Origin of the sequence: Micromonospora zhanjiangensis, from assembly GCF_042650605.1 — a bacterium.
Lineage (GTDB): Bacteria > Actinomycetota > Actinomycetes > Mycobacteriales > Micromonosporaceae > Micromonospora_J > Micromonospora_J zhanjiangensis.
The window spans coordinates 1-16,369 of record NZ_JBHSBN010000027.1; the positions used below are offsets into that span (position 1 = coordinate 1).

Consider the following 16,369-nt stretch of genomic DNA (forward strand, 5'->3'; position numbering starts at 1 on the left):
GGAGTCGTAGGCGATGTTGGCGATGCCCATGTCCACGCCGAGAAACCCGTCTGGGTCGATCAGTTCGGGTTCGGGCACGTCGATGGTGGCGTACAGGAACCACATGCCGTCGCGGTGTACCAGGTCGCACTCGCCGACCGGCAGGCTCGCGACGGCTTTGACCTGGTCGGGTGAGCCGGTGAAGGCAACACTTTTGACTCTGCCGTCGACCGTCCAGATCGACACGGTCCGGGCGTCGTGCTGCCAGGACAGCATCCGGGCGTCGTACGGCTGCGCGGCGTCCCACCGGAAGCTGATCGGGTTGGCCTCGACCCTGCGGCGGCGCCTGCTGCCGGGTTTGCCGTACCGGCCGGCCCGCAGGTTTGCCGCGAGGGTCGCGTACGCGTCGCACACCTTCTTGATCACGTGCTGGGCGGCCTGCGCGCCGAGAGCGTAGTTGGTCTTGATGCCCTGGTAGGTGTGCTTGCGCAGGTCGTAGTTGCGGTAGCAGTCGATCTGGCGGGCCGTCGCGGCGACCTCACAGGCGGCGGTGTTGCAGGCGCGCAGGGTGGACTCGAGTGCCGACGCCTGCTGCGGCGTCGGCAGGAGTTTCACCTGCACGACCAGCTTCACGCCGATCACCGTACCGAAGACCCACGACACCCGATGGACACCAGACCCAGACGTACGACGCGGGAAGAGTGTCCTCCACAACCTGCACGCACACGTGGTCTTCGCCACCACATACCGGCGTGACGCACTCACCGGCCAGATCCTCACCCGATGCAACGAGATCACGCGGGTCACTGCCCGGCGACTGCGACAAGAACACGACGCACACCTACCCCGCTACCTGCGGGGCGGCCACCCGTGGTCGCCGTCGTACTTCGCCGGATCATGCGACGGCCCACCCCTCACCGCCGTCCACGACTACATCGACAACCAGAAATATCCCAATTCGTGACGACGTTCCTCCCAGCCCTAAACAGCCGGAGTTCCCGCCTTATGGACTTCGGAAGCGGGCCGGCCCGGGAGGGCGGGGCCGCAGAAGGGCGACCCCGGCCTCCCGGGCCGAGGTGGTCAGCGCAGGGCGAAGGCCGCGTCGATGATGGCGTCGACGATCGGCGGCCGGCCGTCGAGCTTGGCGTCGGTCGAGGTCACCGAGTACGTCAGCCGGAACCGCCCGTCCCGGCTCGCCGCCACGGCGGCCAGGTAGCCGAACCGGGAGCCGGTCTTGATCCAGAGCACCTCGCCGGTCGGCAGCGGATACGCGGTAAGCCCGGCGCTGTAGTGGGCCGGCCCGCCGTCCACGTCGTGCACCGCCGGCAGTGTGAACATCTCCTCGAGCTGCGGCTGCGGCACCACCCGGCCGGCGAACAGCGCGGCCAGGAAGGCGTCCAGGTCGGCGGTGCTGGAGATGACGTTCCCGGCCGCCGGGGTGAAGGTCTGGCTCCACACGGTCGCGTCGACCAGTTCGGTCCGGCCGTCCCGGTCCACCGCCTGGTAGCCGTGCACGTGCCGACCGCGGATCGTCGGGTCGTCGCCGGGCGCGTAGGTGTCCCGCAGGCCGAGCGGCCGGGCGATCCGCCGGTCCAGCTCACGGGCGTACGAGTGGCCGGTGACCCGCTCGATCAGCAGGCCCGCGACGATCGGTCCCATGTTGCTGTAGCGCTGCTTCTCGCCGGGCTCGAACAGGCGCGGGTTGCGCAGGGCCGTCCGGACGATCTGCTCCGGGGTCCACCGGTCGTACCGGTGGGCGAGCTGCCACTCGATGTTGTCGGCGGCGGGCAGGTCGGGGTCGGGCAGCCCGTTGGTGTGGTTGAGCAGTTGGCGGACCGTCACGGTCGGGTAGTCGGCGGGCAGCAGGCCGGGCAGGTAGCGCCGCACCGGACCGTCGAGGTCGACCCGGCCCTCGGCGGCCAGTTGCAGCACCATCGCGGCGGTGAAGACCTTGGTCACGCTGCCGATCCGGAACCGGGCGTCCGGCGGTACCGGTCGGCCGGTACGCAGGTCGGCGACGCCGGAGGCGCCGGTCCAACAGCCGGCGGTGGTGACGATCCGGACCTGGGCGCTGGTCGCGGTCGCGGTGGGCAGTCCGGCGATCGCCTGCCGCATCGGGGCCGGGTCGAGGCTGCCGGGCCGGCAGGTCCGGTCCAGCCGGACGGCCGCGGCCGACCCCGCCCCGGCACGACCGGCCGCGGTGGCGGCGGGCGCGCCGACCCCGGTGACCAGTACGCCGCCCAGTGCGATCAGGGCGAGTAACCGGCTGGCATTTGTGATCTTCTTGGTCCCCATGGGGACACCCTGCCGGCCGGTCGATCCGAGCGGCATCCGGCGGATTCCCCGACCGGACCCGGCACCCGTCCACCTAGGGGGCTCGCCGGCCGGATCAGGGTTGGTGCCGGGGCAGGTCGCGGGCGACGATCTTGCCGGTCGCGTTGCGGGGCAGGAACGGCAGGAAGATGACGTCCCGGGGCACCGAGAAGCGCGCCCGGTACCTGCGGACGTACTCGCGGACGGCCTCGGCGTCGAGCTGCTCGCCCGGGTGCAGGACGAGGTACGCGGCGAGCCGCTGGCCGTACTCGTGGTCCGGTACGCCGATCACGGCGACCTCGCGTACCTGGGGCAGCTCCGCGAGCAGGTTCTCCACCTCGGACGGGAACACGTTCTCGCCGCCGGAGACGATCATGTCGTCCTGTCGCCCGTCGACGAAGAGCAGGCCGTCCGGGTCGATGTGCCCGAGGTCACCGGTGTCCATCAGGCCGCCCTGGCTCTCCCGGCTGGTGCCCGACGTGTAGCCCTCGAACAGCATCTCGTTGCCGACGAAGATCCGCCCCACCTTGCCGGGCGGGACGGGGTTGCCGTACCGGTCGAGGATGGACAGTTGGGTGCCGTGCGGCGGGCGACCGGCCGTGGTGGGCGCCCGGCGCAGGTCGGCCGGGGTCGCGATGGACGCCCAGGACACCTCCGTCGAGCCGTACAGGTTGTAGACGACCTCGCCGTACAGGTCCATGAACCGGGTGGCCAGCGCGCCGGGCAGGGCGGACCCGCTCACCGCGGCCACCTTCAGCGGCGGACGGTCGGCCGGCGGTGGCACCTCCAGGATCCGCTGCAGCATCACCGGTACGGCGAACAGGACGGTGCACCGGTGCCGGGTCAGGGCCCGCAGGACGTCCGCGGGGTCGAACCGCCGTTGCAGCACCACGGTCGACCGCATGGCGAAGGCGAACTGCAGGGCCGCGTACCCCCAGGTGTGGAAGATCGGGGCGGCGATCATCATCCGGTCCCCGACGTGCAGCGGGATCCGGTCGATGATGGACGCCAGCGGGCCGAACCCGCCCGGGACGCGGCGTTGGGCGCCCTTCGGTACGCCGGTGGTGCCGGAGGTGAGCACGATGGTCCGACCGTCCCGGGGCGGCGGGGTCAGCTCGGTGTCCGGCGCCCCGGCCACCAGCTCCTCGTGGCCCCGCTCGTCGACTCGGCGTACGTCCGCCGGCAGGCCGACCATCCGGTCGGTGAACTCGGTGTCGTGGATGACCACCCCGAGCTGTTGCTCCTCCGCGACGACGGCGAGCTGGGCGCCGGACAGACCGGTGTTGATCAGCACACTGTCGGCGCCGAGCAGGGCGATGGCGACGATCGCCTCGATCAGGCCGCAGTGGTTACGGGCCAGCACGCCGACCCGGTCACCGGACCGTACGCCGTGGGTCCGCTGGAGCGACCGGGCCAACCGCTCGGACCGGGTGAGCAGCAACTGGTAGCTGATCTCGCCGTACTGTTCGTCCACCAGGGCGATCCGGTCGGGATCGCGGGCGGCGGCCTGGCGCAGCTCCCCGGCCAGGTTGAAACCCCACCGGCGCAGGGCGTTGAGCTGGGAGACGAGTCGGATCGGCGACCCGGGCTTGAGCATCCCGCGACGGGTCAACGTGGCGACCATGAACGGCAGTTCCACGACTGACGCCCTTTCTGCTGGTCCGACGACCGGTCCGGTCCGGCGACCCGGTGTCGCCGGATCGCGGACCGGACCGGTCGTCCGGGGCGGCCCTGGTGGGGCCGCCGGGTTCCCCTTCCCGCTCCGTCTATCGGAATCGCTGATCAGAACGTTTCACGCCGGGCACGAACCGGTCGAGGAAAACCGGTCAGCGGATCTGGGTGCCGGAGACGGCCCGGGCGATGACCAGCCGCTGGATCTCCGACGTTCCCTCGAAGATGGTGTAGATCTTCGAGTCCCGGTACCACCGCTCGACCGGGTGTTCGCGCAGGAAACCGGCGCCGCCGAGGATCTGCACCGCCTTCTCGGTGACCGCGACGGCCACCTCGCCGGCCTTGAGCTTGGACATCGAACCCTCGCCCGCGGTGAACGGGCGGTTGTTGCGACCCATCCAGGCGGCCCGCCAGACCAGCAGTCGGGCGGCGTCGATCTCCATCTTCATGTCGGCCAGCGCGAAGGCGATCCCCTGGTTCTCGATGATCGGCCGGCCGAACTGGACCCGCCCCTTGGCGTATTCGAGGGCGTACTCGTAGGCGGCCCGGGCGATGCCGATCGCCTGTGCGCCCACGGTGGGTCGGGACAGCTCGAAGGTCCGCATGGCGGCCTGTGAGCTGGCCCGCTGGCCGGACCGGGCCCGGTCCAGCCGCTCCAGCAGGGCGTCCCGGCCGCCGAGCAGGCAGCTGCCCGGCAGGCGTACGTCGTCGAGGAAGATGTCGGCGGTGTGCGAGGCGCGCAGGCCGAGCTTCTTGAGCTTCTTCGTGGCGTTCAGGCCGGGGGTGCCCGGGGGTACCACGAACGCGGCCTGGCCGCGGGAGCCGAGGGACGGCTCCACCGACGCGGTGACCACGTGCACGCCGGCGATGCCGCCGTTGGTGGCGTACGCCTTCTGCCCGCTCAGCACCCACTCGTCGGTGGCCTCGTGGTAGACCGCCCGGGTCCGCATCGCGCCGACGTCCGAGCCGGCCTCCGGTTCGGTGGTGCAGAACGCGGCCACGGCCGGGGAGTCGATGCTGCCGAAACACTGCGGCACCCACTCGACGAGCTGGTCCGGCGTGCCGGAACCGTAGATCGCCGCGACCGCGAGCGAGGTGCCGAAGATGGCCATGCCGATGCCGGCGTCGCCCCAGAAGAGCTCCTCGCTGGCGATGGGCAGGGACAGCCCGGTGGGATCGGCCCAGCAGTTGGCGACGAACTCGAAACCGTACAGGCCGATCTTGGCCGCCTCCTGGATCACCGGCCAGGGGGTTTCCTCGCGGGCGTCCCAGTCGGCCGCGGCCGGGCGCACGACATCGGCGGCGAAGCCGTGCACCCAGTCCCGCAGGTCCCGCTGTTCCTCGTTCAGGTCTAGCGAGAACTCAGTCATGTCAGGCCTTGGGGATGTCGAACAGGTTGGCGATGTTCGCGGCCAGGCCGAGGTCGCCCTTGGCCTTGAGCTTGCCGGTCATGAACATCATCACCGGGTTGGCGCTGCCCGAGACGATCTTGAGGAACTCGACCGGGCCCATGGTCAGCGCGAGCTTGGGGTCGTGCTCGGGGGTCTCCGAGACGCGGCAGGTGCCGTTGTCGATGACCACCTCGTAGGTGTCGGTGCCGCCGTCCGGGCGTCCGGTGATGTTCCAGTGGATGACCGCGTTCGTGGAGCCGGCGCGATCGGCGCGGAACAGTGACGGCATGCGACCGAAGACCTCGCTGAGGATCTTGCCGCGGGCGTCGCCGGACATCACTTCGGCGATCTTGTCGTCCGGGGTGGACTTGACGAGCTGGGCGAACTGCTTGGGATCGACCGAGGCGAAATTGGCCGGATCGAAGTCAGTCATGAGCCATACCTTCCGGAGCGGCAGACGTAGTAGGTTACTGATGCGTAACCTTACGCACGGGTAGATAAGGTGGCAAGGGTGTCGACCACGCCAGCGTTCAAGCGCCTCCCGCGCGCCGTCCGTGAGCAGCAGATGCTCGACGCCGCCGTCCGGGTCTTCTCCCGGCGCGGCTTCCACGCGGCCAGCATGGACGAGATCGCCGACGACGCCGGCATCTCCAAGCCGATGGTCTACGCGTACCTGGGTGCCAAGGAGGAGGTGTTCATCGCCTGCCTGCACCGGGAGGGGACCAGGCTGATGGAGGCCATCGCCGCGGTCGTCGACCCCGACCTGCCGCCGGACGAGCAACTCTGGCGCGGGCTGCGGGCCTTCTTCGGCTTCGTCGGCGCGCACCGGGACGGCTGGGCGGTGCTCTACCGGCAGGCCCGTGGCGAACAGCCGTTCGCCGGCCAGCTCGCCCAGATGCGTACCCGGATGGTCGAGGTGGTCGCCGGGATGCTCGGCCGGGCGACCGCCGCCGAGGGCCGCGAGGTCCCGGCCACCGAGCTGGACGTCATGGCGTACGCCCTGGTCGGCGCGACCGAGTCGCTGGCCGACTGGTTGGCCGACCACCCGGAGGCCGACCCGGAGCGGACCGCCACCCGGATGATGAACGTCGCCTGGCTCGGCGCCGCCGAGTTACTCCGCGGCAACACCTGGCACCCGAGCGGTTGACCTGAACCTCGGTTGAGGTTGCAACCTGGTCCGGCGAACAGCGTTCGAGGATCGGGGGACGGCGTGCGGGCGGTGTGGCTGACGGCATTCGGTGGACCGGAGGTGCTGGTCGCGGGGGACGCGCCGGACCCGGTTCCGGGCCCTGGGCAGGTCGTGGTCGAGGTCGCGTTCGTGAACATCACCTTCGTGGAGACCCAGTTCCGGGCGACCGGTTTCGGGCCGTTCACCGGCGAGCTGCCGATGATCCCCGGCAACGGGGTGGGCGGCACGGTGGTCACCGCCGGTCCCGGGGTCGACCCGGCCGTCGTCGGCCGCCGGGTGGTCACCAGCACCGGCGGCTCCGGCGGGTACGCCGAGCGGGTCGCCGTACCCGCGGCCGGGCTCTTCGAGGTGACCGCCGGCCTGGACCTCGACACTGCGGTCGCGGTGCTCGCCGACGGCCGTACCGCGACGATGCTGGTGGCCGCGGCCGGTCTGCGCCCCGGCGAGCGGGTGTTGGTGGAGGCGGCGGCCGGTGGCGTGGGCACGCTGCTGGTGCAGTTGGCCCGGGCGGCCGGTGCGACGGTGGTGGGCGCGGCCGGTGGCCCGCGCAAGGGGCAACTGGTCCGCGATCTGCGGGCCGACCTGGTGGTCGACTACGCGGACCCCGATTGGACCGATCGGGTGCGGGCCGGAACAGGCGGCGTGGACGTGGTCTTCGACGGGGTCGGCGGGAACATCGGTCGAGCCGCCTTCGAGCTGCTGGACAAGGGCGGCCGGATGCTCAGCTACGGGCTGGCCAGTGGCGAGTGGGCGGGCATTCCGGAGGAGACGGCGGCGGCGCGCGAGGTCACGGTGCTCCGGCCGACACCGACACCGGAGCAACTGCGCGCCCACACGGAGAGCGCGCTGACCGAGGCCGCCGCCGGCCGCCTGCGCCCGGTGATCGGGCAGCGGTTCCCGCTGGACCGGGCCGCCGACGCGCACGCCGCGATCGGCTCCCGCTCCACCCTCGGAAAAACCCTCCTGGTCGTCGGCACGGCAGGACGGTGAACCCCGCGATCAGCAGCAGCGCCTCCCACTCGTTGGTGCTCGCCTGAATGGTCGTGTTCGCCACGGCCAAGGCGGAAGCGGGAACAACGATCATCAGTTCTCCGGCATCCGCCCTGTTCAAGAGGCTGAAGACGGGCGGATGGGCCTTGTGGAGGGCGATGATCGCGGAAGCGTCGAAGACGCGTGGCCTCCGCGGCTGCCCGGCCGGGGCGGCTGGATCGGTCACCGTAACGACTACGATCATCCCGTATCCTGATCAGCACGCTTTCGATCTCGGAGAGAACTCCGATCGTGTTGCCGGACAGGGGAACCCGAAGGTGGGACACCGGGCGGGGTCGGGTCATCAACTACGGCGCTCCGGACAGTGCGCGTCCGAGCGCAACGATTCTGTTGCACCACGGATGCCTCGTCGTGCTGACACGAGCCGACACAGAGGTAGCCGTTCCGGGGGTCGATCTGCAGTGACCAGCCACCCGGGAACGGTACGCTCACGGCCGCCACCAGGGCCGCGAGTAGAGATCGCCATTTCTTGACGCCGTGGGAGGCCGCTGTTTGGTGGAATTTCCATTCTTCGACATTCGGGCGTGCCGTTCCGGTTCGACGGTGCCGAGGGTGAGGGGTCATGGCCGTCGCTCCTGTTCAACGCCGACCCCGAGTGGACGGGCGTCGGGCGCGCCATCTGCGCTGCTGATTGAACGGTAGGGAGCCGGGTGGATCCCGGGAAGATCGATTGCAAGCGCCCTTGTGAGTTGCAACGGCGGTGTTGCGGGACGATCCAGATGGTGCCGGGTTCAATTTTGCGAGACCGGACGAGTGATAGTGAATGAGGATTGATTCATTGGGCTGTCGGCGCGGGTGAACCGATCATTGCGGAAACAACAAACCGGAGATCCTCAGCGAAGGTGACGTTAAGTGGTATCGAATTCACAGTACGTCGCATGGTTGCTACGGGTGAATCGTCGGCATTGCCTGGATCCCAAATTGCGGTCCGGAAAGGGTTTTGCCCAGGTGTACCGGCGGGACGGCGCACGCCCTCTCGCGGCGTCGCACATCACCAGGTGGGAAAACGGCGAGCTGACGCTGAAGCGGTCGACGGTACGCCGATACGAGCACCTACTCGGACTGCCGCCCGACTCCATCATGTCCGTCAGTGACTCCGTGACCCATCTGCTGGCCAATGCCGACACCCCACTGCGGCAGGGCTCGGTCGCTGATCCGGACAGTCAACTCGATCGCCTGTACGACCTGCTCGGACGGGCCGAGACGCCCGGTGCGATGAGTGGTCCGGCGTGGGGTGAGTTGACCGAAATCATCGCCGCCCGACCGCATCTGGTGCCGTACCCACCTCGTCTCTGGCAGACGCTCAGCGAGCAACTGCTCAATGAACTGGTCCTCGCCGAGGGGATCGCCTGGACGCAGCGTCAGTCGGCCATCAGTCGACTGCTCCAACATCCGGTCGGAGCTCGGTACGCGATCGCCACCTGTATCGCGCTCGCCGAGGATCAGTCCTCGGCCGCGGTGATCGAGCCGTTGTCTCTGCTGGACGCCAGCGGCCTGCCGGCGGCGAACCGCTACGTCCTGCAACAGATGGAACATCCCAGCAGCGGACGGGCACGGTTCGGGGCGATGTTGGCGGCTGTCCAGAAGGTGCGACGGGGACATTTCCTACCGGTCGAGCTACCGCGACTGGCGGTGATCATCGCGGAGTCGCTGGACGACGGAACCGTTGGGCAGGCCGAACGCCTGCTCGCGATTGAGGGGGCACGCACACTGCTTCGACGGCTGAGCCCGGACGCGAGGGTGCGGTTGTGCCGGCGGCTACCAGCATTGGCGGCCGCATACGACCGGCCGGACGTGGACCCGGCGACCACGGTGGCCAGCCGGCGGGTCGCGGCGCAGGCGCAGGCGCTGCTGCATGAGAAGCCCGGTCCGCCGGACGAGATCCTTTCCACGGCAATCTGGGAGGCGGTGTACGGCGGCAACCCGGACCGTCGACTGGCCGCCGCCTTGTTGCTCCAGGTTTCTCCGTACCGGGAGCCGGTGGGCCGGCTGTTGGTGGCCGACCTGAAGGAAGGGCTGGGCACGAGGGCCGGGGCGGCGTCCGCCAGCACCGTGTTCGAGACCCTGACCCGGATGGGGGTCGACAGCCACCGGCCACTGATCCGGGAGGTGCTCACCGGGCCGGGATTCGACGCGAAGGTCCGGCACGCGGCCGCTTGGGCCACGCCGCACTGCGCCGGCCGGCAATCCGCACCGGCCTGGCGGCGCATCCTCGCCGCCCAGCGCTCGACCTGGCACCGGGCACCCGGCGGGCTCGGCGAGCATACGTTGACCGGCATCATCTACGGCATCGGCACCGACGGGCACCGGGACCTGCTGACCGAGATCCGCGATTACTCCTGGCTACCTGCCTCGTCCCGAATCATGGCCGCCTGGATGCTGAACCACCGACCGCCCACGGTGTGAGCGGTACCTCGGAGGTCCAGCGGATCGGCTGGCCCGATCGCCCGCCGACGTCGCGATCGCCCGGTCGGGTTGCTCGGGTCGCCAGAAGCCGACCAGGGTGCCGCCGAGGTCAGACCACGGTGCCGGACAGGTGGGGTTTACCGGAGCGGGCGGCGTGTAGGGCGAACCTCCACGACCCGCCCTCGTCCGGCGCCGTCCGGGCCGCGCTGAAGGCGACCGTGGACGGCAGCGGCAGCGGCAGCTTGAAGGTCACGTCGACCGTGTGGGCGTCGGGCAGCCGGCCCTCCAGTGCGGCCAGGCAGCGGGCCTTGCTCCACATACCGTGCGCGATCGGGCGGGGGAAGCCGAGCAGCCGGGCGCCGATCCGGGAGGTGTGGATCGGGTTGTGGTCGCCGGAGACCCGGGCGTAGTCCGTACCGATGCGGGGCTCGACCCGCCAGTGGGCGGAAGCGGCCGGCGGCGCCGGCCGGTCACCCGCGCCGCGCCGCTCGCCGCCCGCGCCGGTGGGCTCCTTGCTCAGGTACGTCGAGACGCCGCGCCAGACCTCCGCCCCGTCGCAGGTGGCGGTGGCCACCACGTCGACCTGCCGACCCCGGTCGTGCGGGCGCAGGTCCTCGGCGCGCACGGTGAAGTCGAGGGTCTCCCCGGCCCGCACCGGGCGGGTCACGGTGATCCGGTTGGCCAGGTGCACCAGCCCCACCATCGGGAACGGGAAGTCCGGCGCGGTCATCAGCCGCAGCGCCAGCGGGAACACCATGATGTGCGGGTACGTCGTCGGCAGGACGTCGCCGAGCCGGAAACCGCAGACCCGGTCGTACGCGGCCAGGTGCGCCCGGTCGACGGTGACGCCGCGGACGGCCAGCTCGGTGTCGGGCAGTTCCCCGGCCCGGCGCCTGCCGCCCAGGCCGGGCACCATGCTCAGCGCCGCCCTGCGGTACAGCGGCCCGGCCGCCGGCATCCGGGGCAGCTCCATGACGGACATTGGCTGTTCTCCGTTCTCGATGTGGCCGGCGTTCCGATGTGGCCAGGACGCGGCGCCGGCTCAGGCGCCGAGCAGGCTCTGGCCGCAGACCCGGACGATGTTGCCGGTGATGCCGCCGGAGGCCGGGCTGGCGAACCAGGCGATGGTCTCCGCCACGTCCACCGGCAGGCCGCCCTGGGCCAGGCTGTTCATCCGCCGGCCCGCCTCGCGCAGCATGATCGGGATCCGGGCGGTCAGCCGGGTCTCGATGAAGCCGGGCGCCACCGCGTTGACCGTGATGTCCCGGTCGGCCAGCACCGGGGCCATCGACCGGACCAGGCCGATCACGCCGGCCTTGGAGGTGGCGTAGTTGGTCTGGCCGCGGTTGCCGGCGATGCCGGCGATCGAGGAGACGCCGATCAGTCGCCCGCCGGGCCGGATCAGGTCCCGCTCCAGCAGTACGTCGTTGATCCGTTCCTGGCTGGTGAGGTTGACCGACAGGACGGAGTCCCACCGCTCGGCGTCCATTCGGCCCAGGGTCTTGTCCCGAGTGATGCCGGCGTTGTGCACCACGACGTCGACCTGCCCGTGCCGGCCGGCGATGTGCTCGGCCAGCCGGTCCGGCGCCTTCTTGCCGGTCAGGTCGAGCTGCACGGCCTCGCCGCCGACGGCGTTGGCGACGGCGGCGAGTTCGGTGCCGGCGGCCGGGATGTCCAGCGCGATGACCGTGGCTCCGTCCCGGGCCAGCACCCGGGCCAGTTCGGCGCCGATGCCCCGGGCCGCCCCGGTGACCAGCGCGACCCGGCCGGCCAGTGGCCGGTCCCAGTCGTCCGGCGCGGTGGCCTTCCCGGGCCCGACCTCGATCACCTGGCCGGAGACGTACGCCGAGCGGCCGGAGAGCAGGAAGCGCAGCGTCGACTCCAGGCTGACCAGGGTGCCGTCGCCGGCCGGATCGGCGCCGGGTGCGACGTACACGAGTTGGGCGGTGCTGCCCCGGCCGAACTCCTTGCCGATGCTGCGGGTCAGACCCTCCAGCGCCCGCTGGGCGGTGGCCTCGCGCGGGCTGCCGCAGGATCCCGGCGGGGTGCCCAGCACGATCACCCGGCCGGACGGCCGCAGCGCCCGGGCCTGCGGATGGAAGAACTCCCAGAGGGCGTGCAGCTTCGTCGAGTCGGTGATCCCGGTCGCGTCGAAGACCAGCGCGGCGCCCTGCGGCGTCCGACCGGTGACCGGGTCGGCCCCGGCGGCGGCCGGGTCGCGCAGCTCGACGCCCATGCCGGTGAGCAGCGTGCCGACGGCGTCCCGGAGCCGGCCACCCGGTGCGGCGCCGAGCAGCACCGGGCCGTCGGTGACCGGGTCACCGGGCCGGTACCGGCGCAGGCGGGGCGGGTCGGGCAGGCCGAGCCGCTTGACGAGGGCCCGTCCGGGCCCGGAGTTGGCGAAGCTCGCGTACCGGTCGGTCATAGGCGTAGCCTACTGGCGAGTAGGTTGGACGCAAGCCCGAAATCAACCTGGAGGTGGCGGGATGGCGCAGGAAGTCCGGCGGGTCGCGGTCGTCGGGGGCAACCGGATCCCGTTCGCCCGTTCCAACGGTCGCTACGCCCACGCGTCCAACCAGGACATGCTCACGGCGGCGTTGGACGGCCTGGTGGCCCGGTTCGGCCTGGCCGGTGAGCGGCTCGGCGAGGTGGTGGCCGGGGCGGTGCTCAAGCACGCCCGGGACTTCAACCTGACCCGCGAGGTGGTGCTCGGCTCGAAACTCGACCCGCACACCCCGGCGTACGACATCCAGCAGGCCTGCGGCACCGGCCTGGAGGCCGCGATCCTGGTCGCCAACAAGATCGCCCTCGGCCAGATCGAGGTCGGCGTCGCCGGCGGTACGGACACCACCTCGGACGCCCCACTGGCACTCAACGAGGACCTGCGCCGGGCGCTGATCATGGTCAACAACGCGAAGACGCTGGGCGGCCGGCTGCGGGCGGCCATGATGATCCGGCCGTTGCAGCCGTTCAAGCCGGAGATCCCGCGCAACGCGGAACCGCGTACCGGGCTGTCGATGGGCGACCACGCGGCGGTCACGGCGCTGCGCTGGGGCGTCGACCGGCGGGCCCAGGACGAACTGGCCCTGGCGTCGCACCAGCGGCTCGCCGCGGCGTACCAGCGGGGCTTCTTCGACGACCTGGTCACGCCGTACCTGGGGTTGGAGCGGGATCAGAACCTGCGGCCGGACACCACGCTGGAGAAGCTGGGCTCGCTCAAGCCGGTCTTCGGCACCCGCGGCGCGGACGCCGACCGGGCCTCGATGACGGCCGGCAACTCGTCGCCGCTCACCGACGGCGCCTCCACCGTGCTGCTCGCCTCGCAGGACTGGGCCCGGCAGCGGAACCTGCCGGTCCTCGCCTGGTTCGCGCACTGCGAGACGGCCGCGGTCGACTTCGTCCACGGTGACGAGGGGCTGCTGATGGCGCCGACGTACGCGGTGCCACGGATGCTCGCCCGGGCCGGCCTGACCCTCCAGGACTTCGACTACTACGAGATCCATGAGGCGTTCGCCTCCCAGGTGTTGGCCACCCTGACCGCCTGGGAGTCGCCGGAGTTCTGCAAGGAGCGACTCGGCCTGGACGGGCCGCTGGGCGCGATCGACCGGTCGAAGCTCAACGTGAACGGCTCCTCGCTGGCGGCCGGGCACCCGTTCGCCGCCACCGGCGGCCGGATCGTGGCGACGCTGGCCAAGCTGCTCGCCGAGGGTGGCTCCGGGCGCGGCCTGATCTCGATCTGCGCGGCCGGCGGGCAGGGCGTCACGGCGATCCTGGAGCGGTGAGCGCGAGCGGGGCCGCGACAACAGCGGGGCTCAGCGGGCCGGTGACCGGTACGCCACGGCGTTGTCGGTCGCCGGTCCTAGACTCACCCACTGTGAGCGCCGCACCGCGTCGAGCCCCCGGCGACCTGCTGGTGCACCTGCGTCGGGCCCGCGACCACATCGACCGGCACTACACCGAGCCGTTGGACCTGGCGACGCTCGCCGCGGTCGCCGGGATCAGCAAGTTCCACTTCCAGCGGTTGTTCACCGTGACCTACGGCGTCTCGCCCGCCGCGCACCTGTCCCGGCGCCGGGTCGAGCGGGCCCAGGATCTGCTCCGGGCCACCAACCTCACCGTCACCGAGGTCTGCCACGCCGTCGGGTTCACCAGCCTCGGCTCGTTCAGCAGCCGGTTCCGGGAGGTGGTCGGCGAGTCGCCGAGCGAGTTCCAGCGCCGGTGGGCGGCGGCCGGTGCGCCGCACATCCCGGGCTGCTTCGTCTTCATGTGGGGCCTGGCCGAGCGGCGAAAGGGATCCGCAAGCGAGGAGAAGTCGCAGGTCAGCGGCGACTTTTAGGCTGCTCGCATGATTACCAACATCTCCATCGCCAGCGTTTTCGTCAAGGACGTCGATGCGTCCAAGGCGTTCTACATCGATGTTCTCGGGTTTGCCGAGCACACCGACATCACCCTCGGTGACTACCGCTGGTGCACCGTCAAGCACCCCAGCCAGCCGGAGTTGCAGGTGCACCTGACCATCCCCGGGCCGCCGATCTCGCCCGACATGGTGGCCGCGATCAACCGGGCCCAGGACGAGGGCGGCATGTTCGGCCTCGGCATGAACGTGGACGACTGTCGCAAGACCTGCGAGGACCTGCGGGCCAAGGGGGTCGATTTCGTCCAGGAGCCGGAGGACCGCCCGTACGGCGTGGAGGCCGTCGCCCGGGACAACTCGGGCAACTGGATGGTCCTGGTCGAGCCGCGGGAGTTCACCCCGGAGCCGCCGGCCTGACCCGGACCGGACCGGACCGCGCCGGGTCGGCGCCGCGCCGCGCCGCCGGCCCGCCGGGAAGCCGCCGACCGCCGGGACTCGGCCGGTCCGCTCGACGTGCGGGCCGGCCGGCCCGTGCGGGGCCGGGAACGCGGTACGGGAGAATGCCGGGGTGACCCAGCGCCCGCAGATCCCCAACGTGCTCGCCCACCGCTACGCGTCCCCGGAACTGGTCGCCCTCTGGTCGCCGGAGGAGAAGATCCGGATGGAACGCCGGTTGTGGCTCGCCGTCCTGCGCGCCCAGCGGGATCTCGGCGTGCCGGTGCCGGACGGCGTCGTCGAGGCGTACGAGCGGGTGCTGGACACCGTCGACCTGGCCTCGATCGCGGACCGCGAGCGGGTCACCCGGCACGACGTGAAGGCGCGGATCGAGGAGTTCAGCGCGCTGGCCGGGCACGAGCACGTGCACAAGGGCATGACCTCCCGCGACCTGACCGAGAACGTCGAGCAACTGCAGATCCGGGCCTCGTTGGAACTGGTCCGGGACCGGGTGGTGGCGACACTGGCCCGGCTGGGTCGGCTGGCGGCCGAACACGCCGACCTGGTGATGGCCGGCCGGTCGCACAACGTGGCGGCGCAGGCGACCACGCTGGGCAAGCGGTTCGCCTCGGCCGCCGAGGAGCTGCTCATCGCGTACGAGCGGCTGGTCGAGCTGATCGACCGCTACCCGCTGCGCGGCGTCAAGGGCCCGGTGGGTACGGCCGCCGACCAGCTCGACCTGTTCGACGGTGATCCGGACAAGGTGGCCGAGCTGGAGCGGCGGGTCGCCGCGCACCTGGGCTTCCGGCGGGTGCTGCACAGCGTCGGTCAGGTCTACCCGCGCTCGCTGGACCTGGACGTGGTGGCCGCGCTGGCGCAGACCGCCGCCGCGCCGTCCTCGCTGGCCACCACGATCCGGCTGATGGTCGGCCAGGAGTTGGCCACCGAGGGCTTCCGGCCGGGCCAGGTCGGCTCCAGCGCCATGCCGCACAAGATGAACACCCGGTCCAGCGAGCGGGTCAACGGCTTCGCGGTGATCCTGCGGGGCTACCTGTCGATGGTCGGCGAACTCGCCGGCGACCAGTGGAACGAGGGCGACGTGTCCTGTTCGGTGGTCCGCCGGGTGGCACTGCCGGACGCCTTCTTCGCCGCCGACGGGCTGTTCCAGACCTTCCTCACCGTGCTGGACGAGTTCGGCGCGTACCCGGCGGTCATCGCCCGGGAGCTGGACCGCTACCTCCCCTTCCTGGCCACCACGAAGATCCTGGTCGGCGCGGTCCGCCGGGGGGTCGGCCGGGAGCAGGCCCACGAGGCGATCAAGGAACACGCGGTCGCCGTCGCGTTGGGCATGCGGGAGAAGGGGCTGACCGACAACGACCTGTTCGACCGGCTGGCCGGGGACACCCGGCTGGGGCTGTCCCGGGGCGAGATCGACGCGCTGGTGGCCGACCGTACGGCCTTCGTCGGCGCGGCGGGCGCCCAGGTTCGCGCGGTGGTGGACCGGATCGCCGAGGTCCTGGCCGCGCACCCGGAAGCCGCCGCCTACCACCCGGAACCGATCCTCTGACCGGCGCGCGCGGC

15 protein-coding genes are annotated in these 16,369 nt (G+C 71.2%); 8 read left to right on the plus strand and 7 right to left on the minus strand.

The window, feature by feature from the left end; all coding sequences use genetic code 11:
- A partial coding sequence (locus ACFOX0_RS27375; protein WP_377551284.1) for a hypothetical protein occupies positions 1-612 on the minus strand: 612 nt, incomplete at its 3' end.
- A 94-nt stretch (positions 613-706) separates the two neighbouring features.
- Here ACFOX0_RS27375 and ACFOX0_RS27380 point away from each other — a divergent pair.
- Entirely contained in the window at positions 707-943 is a 237-nt protein-coding gene (locus ACFOX0_RS27380; RefSeq protein ID WP_377551286.1) for a transposase, read from the plus strand.
- A gap of 116 nt (positions 944-1,059) precedes the next feature.
- Here ACFOX0_RS27380 and ACFOX0_RS27385 read toward each other — a convergent pair whose 3' ends face one another.
- From ACFOX0_RS27385 to ACFOX0_RS27400, 4 genes are all read right to left on the minus strand, one after another.
- On the minus strand, positions 1,060-2,274 hold the full coding sequence (locus ACFOX0_RS27385) for a serine hydrolase domain-containing protein (RefSeq protein WP_377551288.1): 1,215 nt from the start codon (positions 2,272-2,274) through the stop codon (positions 1,060-1,062).
- Positions 2,275-2,368: 94 nt separating this feature from the next.
- The gene (locus ACFOX0_RS27390; RefSeq protein ID WP_377551290.1) at positions 2,369-3,931 is read right to left on the minus strand and encodes an AMP-binding protein; all 1,563 of its coding nucleotides are present in this window, start codon (positions 3,929-3,931) and stop codon (positions 2,369-2,371) included.
- 187 nt (positions 3,932-4,118) lie between these two features.
- Complete coding sequence (locus ACFOX0_RS27395; protein WP_377551293.1) at positions 4,119-5,333, minus strand: acyl-CoA dehydrogenase family protein; 1,215 nt, start codon at positions 5,331-5,333, stop codon at positions 4,119-4,121.
- Position 5,334: 1 nt separating this feature from the next.
- Entirely contained in the window at positions 5,335-5,787 is a 453-nt protein-coding gene (locus ACFOX0_RS27400; protein WP_377551295.1) for an SCP2 sterol-binding domain-containing protein, read from the minus strand.
- 78 nt (positions 5,788-5,865) lie between these two features.
- Here ACFOX0_RS27400 and ACFOX0_RS27405 point away from each other — a divergent pair, with 78 nt between their 5' ends.
- The 3 genes from ACFOX0_RS27405 (at position 5,866) to ACFOX0_RS27415 (ending at position 9,999) form a co-directional block, all read left to right on the plus strand.
- Positions 5,866-6,501, plus strand: a complete 636-nt coding sequence (locus ACFOX0_RS27405; protein WP_377551297.1) for a TetR/AcrR family transcriptional regulator — start codon at positions 5,866-5,868, stop codon at positions 6,499-6,501.
- Positions 6,502-6,564: 63 nt separating this feature from the next.
- The gene (locus tag ACFOX0_RS27410; protein WP_377551300.1) at positions 6,565-7,533 is read left to right on the plus strand and encodes a zinc-binding dehydrogenase; all 969 of its coding nucleotides are present in this window, start codon (positions 6,565-6,567) and stop codon (positions 7,531-7,533) included.
- Between the two features lie 1,158 nt (positions 7,534-8,691).
- Positions 8,692-9,999, plus strand: a complete 1,308-nt coding sequence (locus tag ACFOX0_RS27415; protein ID WP_377551303.1) for a hypothetical protein — start codon at positions 8,692-8,694, stop codon at positions 9,997-9,999.
- 109 nt (positions 10,000-10,108) lie between these two features.
- Here ACFOX0_RS27415 and ACFOX0_RS27420 read toward each other — a convergent pair whose 3' ends face one another.
- Complete coding sequence (locus ACFOX0_RS27420) at positions 10,109-10,981, minus strand: MaoC/PaaZ C-terminal domain-containing protein (RefSeq protein ID WP_377551305.1); 873 nt, start codon at positions 10,979-10,981, stop codon at positions 10,109-10,111.
- A 60-nt stretch (positions 10,982-11,041) separates the two neighbouring features.
- A complete protein-coding gene (locus ACFOX0_RS27425; protein WP_377551307.1) occupies positions 11,042-12,424 on the minus strand; it encodes a 3-oxoacyl-ACP reductase in 1,383 nt (460 codons plus the stop codon).
- Positions 12,425-12,485: 61 nt separating this feature from the next.
- On the opposite strand from ACFOX0_RS27425, the gene ACFOX0_RS27430 reads away from it, so the two are divergent.
- The 4 genes from ACFOX0_RS27430 (at position 12,486) to purB (ending at position 16,355) form a co-directional block, all read left to right on the plus strand.
- A complete protein-coding gene (locus ACFOX0_RS27430; RefSeq protein ID WP_377551310.1) occupies positions 12,486-13,781 on the plus strand; it encodes an acetyl-CoA C-acetyltransferase in 1,296 nt (431 codons plus the stop codon).
- Positions 13,782-13,873: 92 nt separating this feature from the next.
- The gene (locus tag ACFOX0_RS27435; RefSeq protein WP_377551312.1) at positions 13,874-14,335 is read left to right on the plus strand and encodes a helix-turn-helix domain-containing protein; all 462 of its coding nucleotides are present in this window, start codon (positions 13,874-13,876) and stop codon (positions 14,333-14,335) included.
- 9 nt (positions 14,336-14,344) lie between these two features.
- Positions 14,345-14,770 carry a VOC family protein gene (locus ACFOX0_RS27440; RefSeq protein WP_377551314.1) on the plus strand — a complete coding sequence of 142 codons (426 nt, stop codon included), beginning with the start codon at positions 14,345-14,347 and terminating at the stop codon, positions 14,768-14,770.
- A gap of 151 nt (positions 14,771-14,921) precedes the next feature.
- The gene (gene purB / locus ACFOX0_RS27445) at positions 14,922-16,355 is read left to right on the plus strand and encodes an adenylosuccinate lyase (protein ID WP_377551317.1); all 1,434 of its coding nucleotides are present in this window, start codon (positions 14,922-14,924) and stop codon (positions 16,353-16,355) included.
- The last annotated feature ends 14 nt before the right edge of the window (positions 16,356-16,369 follow it).

Bases quoted from the DNA above. Each gene is read 5' to 3' on its own strand.
- ACFOX0_RS27385 (WP_377551288.1), bottom strand. From the start codon at position 2,274: ATGGGGACCAAGAAGATCACAAATGCCAGCCGGTTACTCGCCCTGATC.
- ACFOX0_RS27395 (WP_377551293.1), bottom strand. From the start codon at position 5,333: ATGACTGAGTTCTCGCTAGACCTGAACGAGGAACAGCGGGACCTGCGG.
- ACFOX0_RS27440 (WP_377551314.1), top strand. From the start codon at position 14,345: ATGATTACCAACATCTCCATCGCCAGCGTTTTCGTCAAGGACGTCGAT.
- ACFOX0_RS27420 (WP_377551305.1), bottom strand. From the start codon at position 10,981: ATGTCCGTCATGGAGCTGCCCCGGATGCCGGCGGCCGGGCCGCTGTAC.
- ACFOX0_RS27400 (WP_377551295.1), bottom strand. From the start codon at position 5,787: ATGACTGACTTCGATCCGGCCAATTTCGCCTCGGTCGATCCCAAGCAG.
- ACFOX0_RS27425 (WP_377551307.1), bottom strand. From the start codon at position 12,424: ATGACCGACCGGTACGCGAGCTTCGCCAACTCCGGGCCCGGACGGGCC.
- ACFOX0_RS27430 (WP_377551310.1), top strand. From the start codon at position 12,486: ATGGCGCAGGAAGTCCGGCGGGTCGCGGTCGTCGGGGGCAACCGGATC.